Below are 15,899 nucleotides of genomic sequence, written 5' to 3' on the forward strand. Positions count from 1 at the left end.
AAGTCATCTGTTTTGTCAGCGCCCTGCTGCAGATGCTGCGGAGCAGTTTGCCTCAGGTTCGACCCAGACGTCTACGCAATTCTTCGTTCTCAGCACGCAGCTTTGCAGCAAGTTCTTGGCGTAGCTTGAGGTTCTCTGCTTCCAGTGCAACCAAGCTGGAAAGATCATCGCTGGACGGCCCTGCCGACGGCGCGGGTGCTTTCTTTGCAGCAGCGTTCTTCCAGTTATAGTAGGTCTGCTCACTCACTTCAGTCTGCTGCAATGCAGCCTTGAGAGTGGTCTTGCCGCCTTTTGTTGCTTTTTCGATAGAAGCGAGGATGGAGGCGCGCTGGGCCGGCGTGTACTTGTTGCGCTTGTGCTCTACCGGTGGTGTTGCAGCGGGTTCTGCTTTTGAAGCAGCTTTGGCCGCTTTAGCAGGCTTTGCAGCAATTCTGGTTGCTCCTGCAGTAGAGGCAGCTCCAGATTTTTTTGATCCTGGCGCGGCTTTTTTCCGCGGTGCACGGGTCTTTGGTTTCTCGCCAACAGGTTCAGCAGCGTTGGTTTCCGTTACAGTCGGATTTGCGTCCGTAATTGTTTCATCAGCCACGTGGAGTTTCTCCTGGTTTGCTAATCGGGATAGGCTCGATTTTAGAATATACAGATCAATGCTTAATGTGGAAATAAGATCTGGCATTTCATGGGAATAACGAGAGCGGCTTGTTTGAGAGGCGTTTGTCTTAATCCAGCGCTCTCGGAACATTGAAATCCGGATGGGAAATCTATACGTAGCGGGACAGCGTTTTGTACTCGCTTCTGTCATGTTTCCTTGGGATAGCTATTCACCGATGAAGAACCCGGTCCGCAATGTCGTCGTCGAATATAAGAACAAGCGTGCTCGCAAAGGAAATGTTTCCCTGTGGGGAGACCTTGATTTGAAATCTATTGCTCGGCAAGTCGAAGCGGATACGCCGCAAGCTACCATGGATGCTTGTGCGGAATTTGATCTGCCTGAACCACGTGACAATAGAACCGAAGTTATCGACCCAAACGTTGTACAAAAGACTGCGCCATCCATTGAGACGATCGAGGCTAAACGAGAGCCTTCTGTCGTTGACGTTGCAGAACCAGAACGAGCGATAATCGTGTCCGATCCCGTTCAAAAACTGGAAACTGTCGTCAGACGGAAAAATCGATCTGTTCTGCGTGGAGTGAAAAAGGCTGTGTCGCAGAAAACGAAGACGGCGACATGTTCCGTTGCAACGATGGATATCTGTGCCGAGTTGTTGTACCTCGAACAAGAAAACGCTTCTCTCAAGCGCGAATTGATAGCGAAATTGCGCGCAGAAAACGCGAACCTTTGCGCGATGCTCGAACGGGCGGAGCAGCGGTCTATTACAGACAACAGATAAATCTGTTTCAGCAAGGCTGGCATTCGCCTTGCACCAATATCGATCCTACTTTCATCACTACCAATCGATCAGAGTTTCTCGTTCTAGCCATACAGGCGTGATCGGTTTATCTTCGCTTACGCGACGTGTTTTCGGAAAGAAGACAACTCAATTCCTTTTTGGCACGAAAGGGGAGGATAATTAGCGATGAAATCGTGGGGTGAGCGTCTCGTCACAGGACTAAAGAATTGGCGATCACGCAAAGGCGAAGCTGCGCCTGAACAAACACCAGATGCCGGACTCAGGGAGCAGCTCAATCCAGAGTCGATAGAACAATCGTCGATCGGAGCTGTAGACTTTGATCAAACGTCTTCTGCGGTCAATCAGAAAGTCGATCCAGCAGACATATATGCAGTTATGCAAATTACGGACGATGACGGCGAACCGAATATGCTTCAGAGGGCCTCAGATCAGCCGGAACAGATTGGCCGAGAGTCAATTAAGCCCTCGACCTCCACATCCAGGCTTAAATCGCCTGCAAAACAATCCGCAACGAGAACACTGAAACACGGAGGTCAGCTGACGACAAGCAAAGACCTGTCCGCGCAGCAGGGGGCCTCGGTTGACGAAGCTTTTGACGAGGAGCGCCTCATCAGCGACGATACCAGTGGGCCCAATCAAGAGCTCCCGAAACAATGCACTGGAAAGGTCTCCTCGAAAGATTCTGGTGGAGCAGGCAGTAAGTCAGCCATTTCGACCGGGTCAAAGAGTCCATCCGGCCGATTAGTTGCTGTTCTGAAAGCTCCACAGGCGGAGGAAGCAACGAACGAGAACGCTACCATTCTCGTTGTTCCCGCGTCACCACAAAAGTACTCCCGTAAGCGAAAGCCAAAAACTACAGATGAACGGGTGACGGATGCGCAACTCGCAGCACTGGAAGCAGAAAATGCTCGGCTTAAGCGCCTTCTTCGGGAAAAGCTGAGTGCGAAACAGGATAACTCAGAAAGTTGAATGACGGTCTGGTCCGATGCAGTCAAACTGTAATCTAATTGGCAGAGCGGATGTATTAAGACCCGATCATGGTAAAGCGGCAGGCGTATCGCCATCTGAAAATACAAGAACAATGTTACTGGGGAGTATCACTGCCGCGTCAGTTTCCTGACAAGATTCATATTCGATTTCGAGTCCGGAACGAGGTATCAGTAGAGTTCTTGACTGGTTAACAGTTGAGCGCATCGGAGATGGTGCTGGCAATAACAGTTATCGGTATCGTTGGTTTGTTCGGACTAAGGAGGCCAGCGCTTCACCTCCCTTAATTGGGGTCTGAATCGGAGCACCTAGGGTGCCAGATCATCCTTCTGAAGATGACTTTTCGCAGCAATCTGGCGCATAAACTCCTGCTCGGCGGCCTTGTCGAGCTCCTTGTCCGTGTAGGACTCGAAATAAACTGATAAGTAGGATAACCGCTCCGAAAATGGCTCCTGCACGTTAAGCGCGTAATATCCCATTTGCGTGTAGTAGAAGTTCCTTGCGCGAATGATCGCCTCGCGCTCGGTGAAGCCATGCTCTGCAAACATGGCAATCATTGCCTCCATGCGTTGCTGATCGGCTTTCGCGATTACCGTCTGCAGCTCCGTTTCTCCGCGGGCCCAGTCACGCACTGCGAAATCGAGCTTTGGGTCAAAGAGTTCCGGGTCGAGCCAGCACATGAAAAGCGCCAGCACTCTATCCTCGATCGTATCGGGTGTGGTCGCTGCGCGAATGATGCTGGCGGTGTTCGACTGTGCCCAGACCTCGATCAAGGCGGCCAACAGTTCTCCTCGGTCAGCGAAGTGCCAGTAGAAGCTCCCGCGCGTCACGCCAAGCTGTTCGGCTAAGCGCGTAATGCGGACCGCATCAATACCGTTTTCTACCAGCAAATCCAGCGCCGCAGACAGCCAGTCTGCACGGGTGAGGCGTGGTTGTGCAGGGCTGTCACCACCTTCCCTGCTAACGCGTTCGATGACTTCACGACTTTTCATTGACAAGACCATACATGTTTGTATCGTAGTATACACATCTGTCTGGTAAGTGCCATAGCTTTTTACCATCGGCAGAAGAAGAACTACGGGGGAGGGGATGACTAAATTTGAAAAATCACCCGCACGGGTGAACCGGTTTGCTGAACTCGCGTTCCAACCTCGCTTTGCTTATCCAGAGATGGCCGAGGTCGTTGAGGTCGCTGGCTTAGCCGACCGCAGCGAGCTTTCAGGCGGCTTCGCACGCTTCAAGAACGCTGACATTCCCTGGCAGGTCCGATACGACGAGTTGATCCTGATTATCTCGGGCAGCTTTTCTGTCGAAACCCCAAAGGGATTGCTGAAAACGGGACCGATGGATACCATCTGGTTACCGGCAGGAACACCTGTGCGCTATATCTCCAGCGATGCGCTCGTTTTCTACAGTCTGCAACCAGCAACTTGGATCAACGAGTTTTCCGCATGACCCGTATTACACTGCTTCCCAAGGACGACCGCTCCAATGGCTGGAGCGCGCTGCTCCCCTCACGCATGTCATGCCCTGCGTTGAAGGGCGATATCACCGCCGATTTCGTCGTCATTGGTGCGGGATATGCCGGAGTTGGCGCTGCGCGGCGCCTGGGAGAACTGCGCCCCGACGCACGAATCGTCATCTTCGACGCTCAGCAACTGGGCGAGAACGCTTCGGGTCGAAACTCAGGCTTTGCTATCGATCTGCCGCATAACGTTGGCTCCTCATTGGAGGAACTCGCCAAGGGGAGTGCTTATCTGCGACTTGCCCGCGCCGGAATCGCTTCGCTGCGGGACTGTGTGCAGCGTTACGAGATCCAGTGCGACTGGAGTGAGGACGGAAAATACCACACCGCCACCTCGGATCGGGGTGCGGAGGAAGTCCTGAAACCTACCATCGAGGAACTTGATCGGCTGGACGAGCCGTACGAATGGCTCGACCAAACGGAGACTGCGAAGCGACTTGGGACTAGGCATTTCGCTGCGTCGGTCTATACCCCCGGTACAGTGTTGCTAAACCCGGCCGCGCTGAACCGCGGACTGGGTGAGAACTTGCCCGAGAACGTGACACTTTTCGAGAATTGCCCGGTGATTGAGGCGGACTTTGGCTCGACAATAACGCTTCGCACCGCGAACGGGTCGGTCCGGGCGCCTAAGGCCATCCTGGCCGTCAACGGGCTGGCGATGCGCTTCGGCTTTTGGAAGGGCAAGCTCCTGAACTTCGCCGCCCATGCCAGCCTGAGCCGCAGACTGACGGAAGCCGAACAAGCGGAGTTGGGCAATATCGCACCTTGGGGCTCGACCCCAGCTAATGCCTTCGCAGGCATCACGATGCGCTATACCAATGACCGCCGCATCCTGATCCGCCAGAACATCCATTTCTGCCCCAACCTGCGGCAGTCGGACGAACGTCGGGCGAAGATCCGCGTCGAGCATCAGCGTCTTTTCGATCAGCGTTTCCCTATGCTGAAGGGTGTGACGATGGAGCATACCTGGACCGGTTATATCTGCCTGTCACGCAATGGCGCACCTGGCTTCGGTCAGGTCGCCTCGAATGTCTGGAGCGCTGTCTGCCAGAATGCGGTGGGCGTCGCCAAGGGTACGATCAGCGGACGGCTGGCCGCCGAAATGGCTTTGGGTGAGGACAACCCGTTGATCGCAGACATGATCAGCCTCGGTACGCCAACGCCGGTTCCGCCGCGGCCCTTCCTTGATATCGGGGTCAGGGCGCGTTTTGCTTACGAGATTTTCAGAAATCAACACGAGGCCTGAAGAGAGGCCGTTTTCGGGGGAGGAAAATATGACGACAATCCTGCGCAGCCTGAAGAGCGCGGCACTGCTGGCCGCCCTGCTGTCTTGTGCGGCATGGGCGACGCCGACCATGGCTGAGACGTTGAAGATTGCGACCGATTCCGGCGCCAAGGGCTCGGAAGCCGGAAATGCGATCGAGGCTTGGGCCAAGGAAATCGAAGCTGCCACCAATGGTGAGCTCAAGGTAAAAATCTTTTATCAGAATGAACTTGGCGGCCAGCAGGAGGTCTTTGACCTACTGATGGCGGGTGATGTCGATCTGATGCTGAACTGGCCGATGACCTCCTATGACCAGCGCATCTCGCTGATATACACGCCGTACATGTTCACCAATTGGGATGAGGCGCTGGCGGCTTATGCTAAGGACGGTTGGCTCAGCACTGCGCTGTCGGATGTTTATGCCGCCAACGGACTGAAATTCTTGGGAGCCTGGCCCGAGGGCTTTAATGGCGTCGGCACCAAGGGGGGGCATGCCACGTCGGTCGAAGCCGCCAAGCCTTTCAAGGTGCGGGTGCCTCCGGTCTCTCCCTTCACCGAGACCATTGCAGCTATGGGCTATCAGACCGCGACCGTGGATTGGGGAGAACTTTATTCAGCCATCCAGACTGGTGTGGTCGATGGCGACAGCGCCAACGTTATCTTCTATGACTACAAGTATTTCGGCGACGTTCTGACGGACTATGTCCACAGCCGCCAGCAGTTCCTCACCGGTATTCTAACTGCCAACAAGGAAACCTGGGACGGGCTGCGGCCCGAACATCAGGCGGCGGTGGCCGCTGGGGCTGAGAAGGTTATGCTTGCCCAGTTTAAGAATGCGCAGAAGGCCGACGACGGTTATGTCGAGGAGTGGAAGAAGCTTGGGCATAACTATGTCGAGTTAAGTGAGGAGGAACTGTCCAAGCTTCGCGATACCGTGCGTTTGGCAGTCTGGCCGAGAATGGAGTCGCTGATCGGCGCTGACCTTCTGGCCCTTGTGCGCCAGAACACTGCCAGCGAGTGAGGAAGCCTACGTGGAGGTTCCGGTGATTAACTTTCTGACGGCGGTGGACCGAGCGCTTGCTTGGCTACTCCGCGCAATTGTTCTGATTACAAGCTCCATCGTCACGCTATCGCTGGTTGCGCTAGTGATTAGCCGGTTTGTATTCGGTTACTCCCTTGTCGGCATGCATGAAGCGAGCTTGCTAGCTGCGATCTGGCTCTACATGGCGGGCGCCGTACTCGCTTCGCGTCGGAACGAGCACCTGGTCGTCGATTTCTTGGCGACTTCGCTCCCTTCCTCCCGAGCGAAGGCTCTGCATGGGATGATCGTTGCAATCCTTACTCTGATCATCGCGAGCCTCTTCGCGCACTGGATATACAAGATGCTGGCCTGGGGTATGAAGCGACCTCAGATTATACCTGTGCTTGACCTGCCACTGGTTTGGGCGCAGGCGCCGCTAGCGCTCGCCGCCTTCTGCGCCATAGTCTACGCGCTTCGCGATATCGCGCGAGCCGCGCTGCAACTTTCCCCGTCCCGCAAGGAGAACTAAGATGGAGGCGCTTCTGGTTCTCGGCCTGCTCCTGCTGCTGCTCGGCGTGGGACTTCCGGTCGCTTGGTCTTTTGCAGGTGTCGTTGGCGTGCTGGTGTGGATTTATGACGTCAACCTCAACACTCTGATGCTTCAGGGGTTCAGGTCGATGAATTCGGTGATCCTGCTTGCGCTCCCGTTGTTTATCCTAGCTGGCTATCTGATGCAGTCGGGCGGGATCGCGAGTCGTCTCGTGGCCTTCCTCGAAATGGCAATCGGTCGGCGACGCGGAGGCATGGGCAATGCCTTGGTCGGGGCTTCTGGAGTTTTCGGTGCTATCGCTGGTACTGCGACGGCGGCTGTCGCGGCCATCGGCACACTAATGATCGATCCCATGGCCGAGAGAGGCTATCCGCGCGGCTATTCGGCCGCACTTCTAGGCATCTCATCACTCTTAGGCATCCTCATTCCGCCTTCAATCACGATGATCCTCTTCGCTGTTGCAACCCAGCAATCAGTGGCGGCCTGTTTCGCGGCGTCGATTGTACCGGGTATCATGCTAATGTTTGGGTTGATGTTTTACAACTGGAGCCAGATAGGGCAGAACATTCATGAAATCCGTGATGTCCGTTCGCCGTCGGTCGGCGAGAAAGGGCGCATTACTCTGCGGACCCTGCCAGCACTGTCCTTGCCGGTTATCATCATTGGAGGTATCTATGGTGGCGTGTTCACCCCAACAGAAGCGGCGGCCTTCGCCGTCATCGCGGCGGTGATCATTGGCACCTTGGTTTATCGGGACATGAACTTACAGCGCCTGAGCGAAAGTACGGTAGCGGCTGCCGAGACGACTGGCTCGATCGTGCTGATCTTGCTCTTCTCCTTTGTCATCGGGCGCATTCTGGTAGCCGAACAGATTCCGCAGGACCTGACCGATGTAGTGGCATCGCTCGTCAGCAATCCAGTCGGGGTATTGCTGCTTGTGAATGTCTTCCTGATCATCGCCGGAGCCATCGTTGACGACGTCTCGGTTACTGTCGTGATAGCGCCGCTGCTTCTTCCGCTGATGCAGTCGGTGGATGTCCATCCGGTACATTTCGCTGCGATCGTTGCGACCTCGGTTGTCATCGGGGCGAATAGTCCACCGATGGCGCCCGTCCTGTTCATGGCCTGCCGGATCGGCAGGGTTTCCGTCCATCATGCCGTCGGCCCTGCCTTGAAGATGATGGCGTATGTGGCGCTGCCGGTGATGGTCCTGACAACCTTTATTCCCGCCCTCTCGCTAGCTTTGCCACGTTGGCTTGGTTTGCTTTGGTGAAGTGTTAAGGCAGATCGGTCTGCAGCTCAATTGCCTCTGACAGTGTGCGTGTATTTCGATGTCGCTTGTTATGTGTTTGACTGGCATTCAGCACATCGTCCAATGGCTGATGTCAGCGGTTTATCTCCTTTCACATCAATGATCGTTTTCGGAAGCGCCTTCGTCGTCTCAAACGAGCAAGCACGTCATCACACCGTGCGATGTTATGACGTAGACTACCGGATGAACGTCACCTTTTGCGGTTAGAGAAACAAAACTGTGGCGCTGGCTGCAACGTCACTTCGGATCGAAAACGATGAGTTCATAGCCTCGTCGTCGGGACGCTTTCACTGTCTCAAGGTGACATTTTCGTGGCTGGTCGTGAAATTGGAGCGAATGACGTCCGGATCGGCATGGCTTTCCAGAATCCGGCTCTCCTTCCCTGGCTCAACATTCGCGACAACGTAATGATGCCGCTGAAGAACGCGGCAACCTAAAGGAGGGGTACTTTTCGGGCGCCGATAAGGGGGCTTACTTAAACGCCGATTGACACGTTGACGTTGCGGTCTTGTTTTGCGACACATGAATGATGCAGACCGCTATCACAATCGATCAGGACTATCTCGTAACACGGCTCAAGGCACTTCTTGCCATACCGAGTCCGACCGGGTTTACCGACGAAGCCGTGCGTTATGTTGCGCGCGAGCTGGAGCATCTGGGACTTGAGGTTATGCTGACGCGCCGGGGGGCTATTCGCGCGCGCAGGGTGGGCCTGACGGAGAGACCGGCGCGCGGGATCGTATCGCATGTCGATACGCTCGGCGCGCAGGTAAAATATCTGAAGGAAAACGGACGGCTGGAGCTGGTTTCTATCGGCAACTGGTCGGCACGTTTCGCCGAAGGTGCCCGCGTTTCCATCTTTTCGTCCAAAGGAATTTATCGCGGTTCGATCCTGCCGCTGAAAGCTTCCGGCCATACATTCAATGACGAAGTCGATACGCAGCCGGTCGGCTGGCCTTATGTCGAACTCCGCGTCGATGCGCTCGCCCGAAATCGCGATGATCTGCTGCAGCTCGGTATCGATGTCGGTGACATAGTTGCTGTCGACCCCGCGCCCGAATTCATCGATAATGGCTTTATCGTCTCGCGCCACCTTGATGACAAGGCAGGTGTCGCCATCATGCTTGCAGCCCTTGAGGCAATGCAGAGAGCCAATGTGGAAACGCCGGTCGACAGCTATTGGCTGTTCACCATCGGCGAGGAAGTTGGAGTGGGTGCCTCTGCGGTCGTTGTGCCGGATATTGCCTCGCTGGTCGCCATTGATAATGGAACGACTGCACCAGGTCAGAATTCATCGGAGTTCGGCGTCACGCTTGCCATGGCGGACCAGACCGGACCGTTCGATTACCATTTGACGAAGAAACTCTACGAGCTTTGCGCAGAGCATGACATTCAGGTCCAGAAGGACGTGTTCCGTTATTACCGTTCCGATGCTGCGTCTGCGGTTGAGGCGGGGCATGATGTGCGCACGGCTTTGCTGACATTCGGTGTCGATGCCTCGCATGGTTATGAGCGCATTCATCTGAGCGCGCTTACTTCCATTGCAAAACTTGCAGTTCATTATGTAATGAGCGAAGTCGAGATCAAACGCGATGCCGAGGAAACCGCCAAGGGCCTCAAGGGTTTCACGCATCAGAAATCGACCAAGGCGGAGCAGGATTTGAAACCGGAGGATACGCCTGCAGAATAGGCTCTGAACTTTCTGAAATCGCGAGCGGACTCAGGCCCGCTTTTTTTGTCTCGCAAAAATTAATTATGATAGTTCATTGATGATCGTTGATTTATGCCTATAAATTAGAGTCTGACGGATTTGACAAATGAAGGGGGAACCCCATGAGCAGGTTATTCCGTGCCGTCCTGACTGCTATGGCGCTTTCGGTCGCCGGGGCGGGCACAGTCGCGCTGGCTCAAACGCCGCCCAATGTGCTGATTGTCGGACAGATTGCTGAGCCGCAATCGCTCGATCCGCATACAGTCACGGCCACCAATGATTTCCGCATCCTCGTCAATATTTATGACGACCTTGTGCGCTACAAGGACGGAACGCTGGAAGTAGAACCGGCACTGGCGGAAAGCTGGACGATTTCGGACGACGGCAAGACCTATACGTTCAAGCTGCGTCAAGGCGTGAAGTTCCATGATGGTTCGGATTTCAATGCCGAAGCGGTCAAGTTCAACTTCGACAGAATGCTAAAGGAAGACCATCCATTCTATAATACCGGCCCATTTCCGCTTTCGTTCAATTTCTCGTCCATCGATGCAGTCAATGTGCTCGATGAACACACTGTCGAGTTCAAGCTTAAGGAGCCTTTCGCTCCATTTCTTTCCAATCTGGCCTATCCGACCGGCCTGATTGTGTCGCCGGAAGCGGTCAAGAAATATGGCAAGGAATTTGGCCGTCATCCATCAGGAACCGGTCCGTTCAAGTTCGCGGAATGGCAATCCGGCCAGCGTGTTGTGGTGGAGCGAAATCCTGACTACTGGGACGGGGCGCCGGCGCTGGAAGCAATCGTGTTCCGTCCGATCACAGATGCCAATACCCGCGTCGCGGAGATGATGGCAGGTGGGCTGGATGTCATGGTGGAAGTGCCGCCAGATAATCTTGCCACCTTCAAGCAGGACGCGAATTTTGCGGTTGCCGAACAGGCCGGCCCCCATGTCTGGTTCACTATCCTGAACGCGAAAGGTGGTCCGTTCGCGGATAAGAAAGTGCGTCAGGCGGCGAATTATGCGGTTAACAAGCAAGGCCTTGTAGATAATGTGTTGCAGGGTTCCGCAACTGTTGCTGCGGGACCGATCCCACCCGCCTTCAATTGGGTCGAGAACAAAACCGAACCCTATCCTTATGATCCGGAAAAGGCCAAGGCGCTCCTTGCCGAAGCTGGTGCAAGCAATCCTGAAATCACGTTCTATGTGACCGAAGGCGGTTCGGGCATGCTTGATCCAATCACGATGGGCGCCGCAATCCAGGCCGATCTTCAGGCTGTGGGCTTCAAGGTCAAGATTGAAACCTATGAGTGGAACACGTTCCTTGGCCGGGTCAATCCGGGGCTGGCGGGCAAGGCCGATATGGCCGAGATGGCGTGGATGACCAATGATCCGGACACGGTGCCTTATCTGACGCTTCGCAGCGACGCACTGCCGGACAAGGGCGGTTTCAATTCCGGTTACTATTCCAACCCCAAAGTGGATGAGCTTCTGGAGAAGGCGCGGTCATCGACGGATCAAGCCGAGCGCGGCAAGCTTTATGGCGAAGTGCAGAGCATTGTCCATGACGATGCGCCATGGCTGTTCGTGGCGAACTGGAAGCAAAACGCAGTCACGACCGCTGCCGTCAAGGGGTTCAAGTTGCAGCCGTCTTTCCTGCTGCATTTGAAAGACGTAACCAAGGAATAAGCAGGAAGGGCATTCATGCCAGCCTATATCCTCAAGCGACTTTTGGCCGTTGTTCCTGTGTTGCTCGGGCTCTCGATCATTGTTTTTCTCGTCATGGCGATGATCCCGGGCGATACGGCGACTGCGTTGCTCGGATCATACGCAACACCGGAAAATGTAGAGCGGATCAATCGCGATCTCGGTCTCGACAAGCCGTTGCTGCAACAATATTTCATCTGGATGGGCAATCTCCTGCATGGGGATTTCGGGCGTTCCTTCGTGCTCAATCGCCCAGTACTGGATGAGGTTATGGAGCGCTTTCAGGCGACACTCGTGCTTGCAGGCGTAGCACTGGTGCTCTGTTCCGTGTTCGGGCTGCTTGCAGGCATCGTTTCGGCAGTGCGCCAGTTTGGATGGGCGGACAGGACGATCACTTTCATCGTGCTTGCCGGAATTTCCATTCCTTCATTCTGGCTGGGATTGCTGCTGATCTATCTCTTCGCGGTCCATTGGCGCATCCTGCCAGCATCCGGCATGTACGCCGTCTATGGTGGCGGCGACATGAAGGATTTGCTCTGGCATTTGATCCTTCCCGCCACAACGCTGGCCGTGGTCGCGGCAGGCGTGATCGCGCGTCTGACCCGTAGCGCAATGCTCGAAGTGCTTCGTCAGGATTATATCCGGACAGCCCGGGCCAAAGGTCTAAACGAAAGTCGCGTGATATACGGTCATGCGTTTCGCGCCGCACTTGTCAGCGTCATTCCTGTGATCGGTATTCAGGCGGGCTTCGTTCTGGGCGGCGCCGTCTATATCGAGACTGTGTTCCAGTGGCCCGGTATTGGCGCCATGCTGGTGAAGGCCATTTCCACCCGCGATATCTTGCTGGTGCAAGGTGGCGTACTTGTGGTCGCGGCGAGTTATGTCCTCTTCAATCTGCTGGCTGATGTCATCCAGACCATGTTTGATCCAAGGATACGTTCATGAGCGCGCTTCCAGAAATTTCTGCCGCGCCAGCGGCGGTCCGCATGTCATCATGGCGGCTCCTGATGAGCAATCGACTGGCGGCTTTCGGTTTTTTCCTGCTGGTCATGATCTGCCTCGTCATTCTGCTGGCCCCGGTTCTCCCACTTCCCAATCCTGACGCGACTTCTCCCGCAATGCGATTGAAACCCGTGTTCAGCGAAGGACATCTTCTTGGAACGGATCAGCTCGGGCGCGATATATTGAGCCGTGTCATATGGGGCACGCGGGTGTCTGTCGCAGTTGGCTTTGCGGCGACGCTGATCGCAGCAATCGTCGGTTCTGCCATCGGTCTTGTGGCTGGCTATGCGGGCGGGCGAACTGACAATCTGATGATGCGCGGCATCGATATGTTGATGGCATTTCCTTATATCCTGCTGGCGCTGGCTATCGTGGCGGTGCTCGGGCCGGGCCTGATGAATGCACTCTACGCGATTGCGGTGGTCAATATTCCATTCTTCGCGCGTAATGTTCGCGGGGTTACGCTTGGTCTCGCGCATCGTGAGTTCATTGATGCTGCCCGGCTCTCCGGGAAAAGTCCGGTTTCGATCCTGTTAAGCGAAGTGCTGCCCAATGTGCTGCCGGTTATCGTCATTACCATGTCTACGACGGCAGGCTGGATGATCCTCGAAACGGCTGGCCTGAGCTTTCTCGGCCTGGGGGCACAGCCGCCGCAGGCCGATCTCGGCTCCATGCTCGGCGAGGGGCGCGCGCAACTGTTCAATGCCCCGCACGTCTCCATCGTGCCCGGCTTGATGATCTTCCTGCTGGTCATCAGTCTCAACGTATTGGGAGACGGAGTGCGCGATGTTCTCGATCCGCGGTTGCGGTCAGGGGCACTGGCGCGGCCAGGTGCTGTAACCGATATTACCAAGGATCGGGCATCGCCCGTGAACAGGGATAGCGGAAATGCCCTTTCGATTGCAGGGCTGGAAACGGGCTTTGTCAATGGCGGGCATTTCACCCCCGCTGTCCGCAATGTTTCACTGGAACTCGAACGCGGCGAATGTCTCGGCCTTATCGGGGAGAGCGGATCGGGCAAGAGCGTGACTGCCTTGTCGGTGATGGGGCTGGTTGCATCTCCGCCCGGGCTTATCCGCAACGGCGCGATCTATCTGGGTGACCGGGACGTTTTTTCAATGTCTGAAACCGAGTTGACGGCGGCACGGGGCGCAAGAGTCGCCTATGTGTTTCAGGACCCATTGACGACGTTGCATCCCATGTATCCGGTCGGACGGCAAGTTGAGGAAGCGATTGCAGCGCATCGCCGGGTTGGAGCCAGTGAGCGGCGGGAACAGGCGATTGCGCTTCTTGATAAGGTTGGCATTCCAGATGCAGCGGAGCGGGCCAATCACTATCCGCACCAGCTTTCAGGTGGCCAGCGCCAGCGTGTCGGCATTGCCATGGCTTTGGCCAACGATCCCGATATCATCATTGCAGACGAACCGACCACGGCGCTCGATGTCACCGTACAGGCGCGCATTCTCGAGTTGCTGCGTAATCTCCAGCGCGAGCGCGGTATGGCTCTCCTGTTTATCACCCATGATTTCGGAGTGGTTTCGGAGATTTGCGACCGCGTGGCGGTGATGAAAGACGGCGAGATTGTCGAGACAGGCACGACATCGGAAGTTCTTTCCAATCCCCAGCACAGCTACACGAAACGCTTGATCGCCTGCGTTCCGGAACTTGGGCAGGGCGCCGACTTTCTGGAACGCGTGTCCGGTCTATTCAACCCCGAGCACGGAAAGGCGGCAGGATGAGCGAAAATGCGATCAGCGTTCGCGATCTCACCAAAACCTTCGGTGGCGGACGAACACTTCTGGGGAAGGAGCGTCACAAAGTCGAAGCCGTGAAAAATGTTTCGTTCGACCTTAGAAGCGGTGAGACATTGGCGATTGTCGGTGAAAGCGGATCGGGTAAAAGCACGCTCGCCCGAATGCTCGTCGGGCTGACAGAACCGACGAACGGTACGATGACGATTGCTGGACGCGATGCGCATGAACTGCGAAGTTCCGGTGCTCGGGCATTCGGCAAGGTCATACAATATGTGTTTCAGGACCCTGTCGCTTCACTTAATCCCAGAAAGACGATCCGGCAGATATTGGAAACACCACTCAGGCTTCTGAGCGGGCTGAATTCAGCTCAACGCCAGCAGCGTATGATCCAGTTGCTGGACGCCGTTCAGATGCCCAAGGATACGCTGGAACGATATCCGCACGAATTTTCCGGCGGGCAGGCGCAACGTATTGCCATTGCGCGGACGCTGGCCGCCGAAGCGGAAATCGTGGTGCTCGACGAACCGGTTAGCGCGCTTGATGTTTCTGTTCAGGCACAGGTTCTTTTGCTCCTCGATCAACTGAAGAAAGAATTCGGTCTCTCCTATCTTTTCATCAGTCATGACCTTGCCGTGGTGGAAGCCATCTCTGACAGGGTCGCGGTGATGTATTTCGGGGAAATCGTTGAGGAAGCGACCGCAAGCGATCTTTTTGCCGGGCCGGAACATGCCTATACACGACAACTCGTGGAAAGCGCGCCGCGCATAAGGAGAGAGTAGCAAGATATGGTCAGAATGGGCCGGAATTCCGATCACGAACCGCAATCGCGCGCGAGGGCGGCAAAGGTCCGTCGGCGACCGGAAGAGATTGCCGACCGTATCAAGGATGTTATCCGTTCCGATGCATTGAGGCCGGGAGATCGACTGCCACAGGAAAAGGAACTGATTGACCAGTTCAAGGCCGCCAAGGGCGCTGTGCGCGAAGCGATGAAGGCGCTGGAGACGCAGGGTCTGATTTTTACGCGCAGCGGTCCCGGCGGCGGGGCTTTTGTGGCCGAACCTTCCGCCCAGCACGCAATGGAAATGCTTGGAAGCTATTTCTTTTTCGATCAGCCGAGCCTTGCCGAAGTTTACGCTATCCGTAAGCTTCTCGAACCGGAGGTTGCTGCTCTCTTGTCCGGCAGATTGACTGGTGACGACATTGCTCGGCTGGAAAATGCGATGCGGGTCTACGATCGCCCACCGGTCGATCTTGATGATCAATATCGCCAGCGCATTGCGGAACTGGATTTCCATTCCTTGCTGGCACAGCTTTGTCCGGACCGTTTGCTGGGTTTCATCTGCGGATTGACCCATAATCTGCTGCGAAGCTTGCCAATTGCACGCGCAATCTATGCAGACCCGACGCCGGCCTCGCGTGAAGAAGGACTCATTTTTCAGCATCGATTGCTGGCGGCGCTTGTCGAAAATCGCAGCGATGATGCGCGCCGTATAACGTTTGAGCATATGGTTTCCGCTGAAAACTATATGCTTTCCAAGGCGAATTTAGTCGGGAAAGCCACATAGCGGAAACGAAAAAGTTGGGAACAATCCCGGCGCTCCCGCATTTGCAATTATGCAGGCCGCCGCCATAACAGATGCGACGGCCTCATTTGTTTATGA

16 protein-coding genes are annotated in these 15,899 nt (G+C 55.5%); 14 read left to right on the plus strand and 2 right to left on the minus strand.

The genetic code is table 11. The features are described 5' to 3' along the window. Positions 1-52 precede the first annotated feature (52 nt). Positions 53-586: a transposase gene (locus F9K94_RS07015; protein WP_151644481.1), complete on the minus strand. Its 534-nt coding sequence runs from the start codon at positions 584-586 to the stop codon at positions 53-55. 163 nt (positions 587-749) lie between these two features. Between F9K94_RS07015 and F9K94_RS07020 the strand changes: the two genes are divergently transcribed. Both F9K94_RS07020 and F9K94_RS07025 read left to right on the plus strand, forming a co-directional pair. Then, positions 750-1,388, plus strand: coding sequence for a hypothetical protein (locus F9K94_RS07020; RefSeq protein ID WP_235920583.1), 639 nt, complete (start codon positions 750-752; stop codon positions 1,386-1,388). A gap of 186 nt (positions 1,389-1,574) precedes the next feature. Further along, the gene (locus F9K94_RS07025) at positions 1,575-2,378 is read left to right on the plus strand and encodes a hypothetical protein (RefSeq protein ID WP_151644485.1); all 804 of its coding nucleotides are present in this window, start codon (positions 1,575-1,577) and stop codon (positions 2,376-2,378) included. Between the two features lie 326 nt (positions 2,379-2,704). Here the strand turns inward: F9K94_RS07025 and F9K94_RS07030 are convergent, their stop codons facing one another. Continuing rightward, a complete protein-coding gene (locus F9K94_RS07030; protein WP_151644487.1) occupies positions 2,705-3,388 on the minus strand; it encodes a TetR/AcrR family transcriptional regulator in 684 nt (227 codons plus the stop codon). A gap of 97 nt (positions 3,389-3,485) precedes the next feature. On the opposite strand from F9K94_RS07030, the gene F9K94_RS07035 reads away from it, so the two are divergent. The 12 genes from F9K94_RS07035 (at position 3,486) to F9K94_RS07085 (ending at position 15,803) form a co-directional block, all read left to right on the plus strand. Next, the gene (locus F9K94_RS07035; RefSeq protein ID WP_151644489.1) at positions 3,486-3,851 is read left to right on the plus strand and encodes a cupin domain-containing protein; all 366 of its coding nucleotides are present in this window, start codon (positions 3,486-3,488) and stop codon (positions 3,849-3,851) included. Then, the gene (locus F9K94_RS07040; RefSeq protein WP_151644491.1) at positions 3,848-5,167 is read left to right on the plus strand and encodes an NAD(P)/FAD-dependent oxidoreductase; all 1,320 of its coding nucleotides are present in this window, start codon (positions 3,848-3,850) and stop codon (positions 5,165-5,167) included. The genes F9K94_RS07035 and F9K94_RS07040 overlap by 4 nt, the downstream gene beginning before the upstream one ends. 28 nt (positions 5,168-5,195) lie before the next feature. Then, entirely contained in the window at positions 5,196-6,206 is a 1,011-nt protein-coding gene (gene dctP / locus F9K94_RS07045; RefSeq protein ID WP_151644493.1) for a TRAP transporter substrate-binding protein DctP, read from the plus strand. Between the two features lie 22 nt (positions 6,207-6,228). Beyond that, positions 6,229-6,735 carry a TRAP transporter small permease gene (locus tag F9K94_RS07050; RefSeq protein WP_151644495.1) on the plus strand — a complete coding sequence of 169 codons (507 nt, stop codon included), beginning with the start codon at positions 6,229-6,231 and terminating at the stop codon, positions 6,733-6,735. A gap of 1 nt (position 6,736) precedes the next feature. Then, positions 6,737-8,029, plus strand: coding sequence for a TRAP transporter large permease (locus F9K94_RS07055; RefSeq protein ID WP_151644498.1), 1,293 nt, complete (start codon positions 6,737-6,739; stop codon positions 8,027-8,029). Between the two features lie 350 nt (positions 8,030-8,379). Beyond that, positions 8,380-8,505 (plus strand): hypothetical protein, encoded by a 126-nt coding sequence (locus tag F9K94_RS24825; RefSeq protein ID WP_255362627.1) that lies wholly within the window; start codon positions 8,380-8,382, stop codon positions 8,503-8,505. 92 nt (positions 8,506-8,597) lie between these two features. Continuing rightward, entirely contained in the window at positions 8,598-9,758 is a 1,161-nt protein-coding gene (locus tag F9K94_RS07060) for an osmoprotectant NAGGN system M42 family peptidase (protein ID WP_151645317.1), read from the plus strand. A 143-nt stretch (positions 9,759-9,901) separates the two neighbouring features. Beyond that, positions 9,902-11,464 carry an ABC transporter substrate-binding protein gene (locus tag F9K94_RS07065; protein ID WP_151644500.1) on the plus strand — a complete coding sequence of 521 codons (1,563 nt, stop codon included), beginning with the start codon at positions 9,902-9,904 and terminating at the stop codon, positions 11,462-11,464. A 15-nt stretch (positions 11,465-11,479) separates the two neighbouring features. After that, a complete protein-coding gene (locus F9K94_RS07070; protein WP_151644502.1) occupies positions 11,480-12,427 on the plus strand; it encodes an ABC transporter permease in 948 nt (315 codons plus the stop codon). After that, positions 12,424-14,223, plus strand: coding sequence for a dipeptide/oligopeptide/nickel ABC transporter permease/ATP-binding protein (locus F9K94_RS07075; protein WP_151644504.1), 1,800 nt, complete (start codon positions 12,424-12,426; stop codon positions 14,221-14,223). The genes F9K94_RS07070 and F9K94_RS07075 overlap by 4 nt, the downstream gene beginning before the upstream one ends. Then, positions 14,220-15,017, plus strand: a complete 798-nt coding sequence (locus F9K94_RS07080; protein WP_151644505.1) for an ATP-binding cassette domain-containing protein — start codon at positions 14,220-14,222, stop codon at positions 15,015-15,017. The genes F9K94_RS07075 and F9K94_RS07080 overlap by 4 nt, the downstream gene beginning before the upstream one ends. A 6-nt stretch (positions 15,018-15,023) precedes the next feature. Continuing rightward, entirely contained in the window at positions 15,024-15,803 is a 780-nt protein-coding gene (locus tag F9K94_RS07085) for a FadR/GntR family transcriptional regulator (protein ID WP_151644507.1), read from the plus strand. Positions 15,804-15,899: the final 96 nt, after the last annotated feature.

The organism is Brucella tritici (assembly GCF_008932285.1).
Lineage (GTDB): Bacteria > Pseudomonadota > Alphaproteobacteria > Rhizobiales > Rhizobiaceae > Brucella > Brucella tritici.

Excerpts from the sequence above, each read along its gene's own strand:
- F9K94_RS07060 (WP_151645317.1), top strand. The coding sequence starts at position 8,598 with ATGCAGACCGCTATCACAATCGATCAGGACTATCTCGTAACACGGCTC.
- F9K94_RS07040 (WP_151644491.1), top strand. The coding sequence starts at position 3,848 with ATGACCCGTATTACACTGCTTCCCAAGGACGACCGCTCCAATGGCTGG.
- dctP (WP_151644493.1), top strand. The coding sequence starts at position 5,196 with ATGACGACAATCCTGCGCAGCCTGAAGAGCGCGGCACTGCTGGCCGCC.
- F9K94_RS07070 (WP_151644502.1), top strand. The coding sequence starts at position 11,480 with ATGCCAGCCTATATCCTCAAGCGACTTTTGGCCGTTGTTCCTGTGTTG.
- F9K94_RS07025 (WP_151644485.1), top strand. The coding sequence starts at position 1,575 with ATGAAATCGTGGGGTGAGCGTCTCGTCACAGGACTAAAGAATTGGCGA.
- F9K94_RS07020 (WP_235920583.1), top strand. The coding sequence starts at position 750 with ATGGGAAATCTATACGTAGCGGGACAGCGTTTTGTACTCGCTTCTGTC.
- F9K94_RS07065 (WP_151644500.1), top strand. The coding sequence starts at position 9,902 with ATGAGCAGGTTATTCCGTGCCGTCCTGACTGCTATGGCGCTTTCGGTC.
- F9K94_RS07080 (WP_151644505.1), top strand. The coding sequence starts at position 14,220 with ATGAGCGAAAATGCGATCAGCGTTCGCGATCTCACCAAAACCTTCGGT.
- F9K94_RS07085 (WP_151644507.1), top strand. The coding sequence starts at position 15,024 with ATGGTCAGAATGGGCCGGAATTCCGATCACGAACCGCAATCGCGCGCG.
- F9K94_RS07055 (WP_151644498.1), top strand. The coding sequence starts at position 6,737 with ATGGAGGCGCTTCTGGTTCTCGGCCTGCTCCTGCTGCTGCTCGGCGTG.
- F9K94_RS07075 (WP_151644504.1), top strand. The coding sequence starts at position 12,424 with ATGAGCGCGCTTCCAGAAATTTCTGCCGCGCCAGCGGCGGTCCGCATG.
- F9K94_RS07035 (WP_151644489.1), top strand. The coding sequence starts at position 3,486 with ATGACTAAATTTGAAAAATCACCCGCACGGGTGAACCGGTTTGCTGAA.
- F9K94_RS07030 (WP_151644487.1), bottom strand. The coding sequence starts at position 3,388 with ATGAAAAGTCGTGAAGTCATCGAACGCGTTAGCAGGGAAGGTGGTGAC.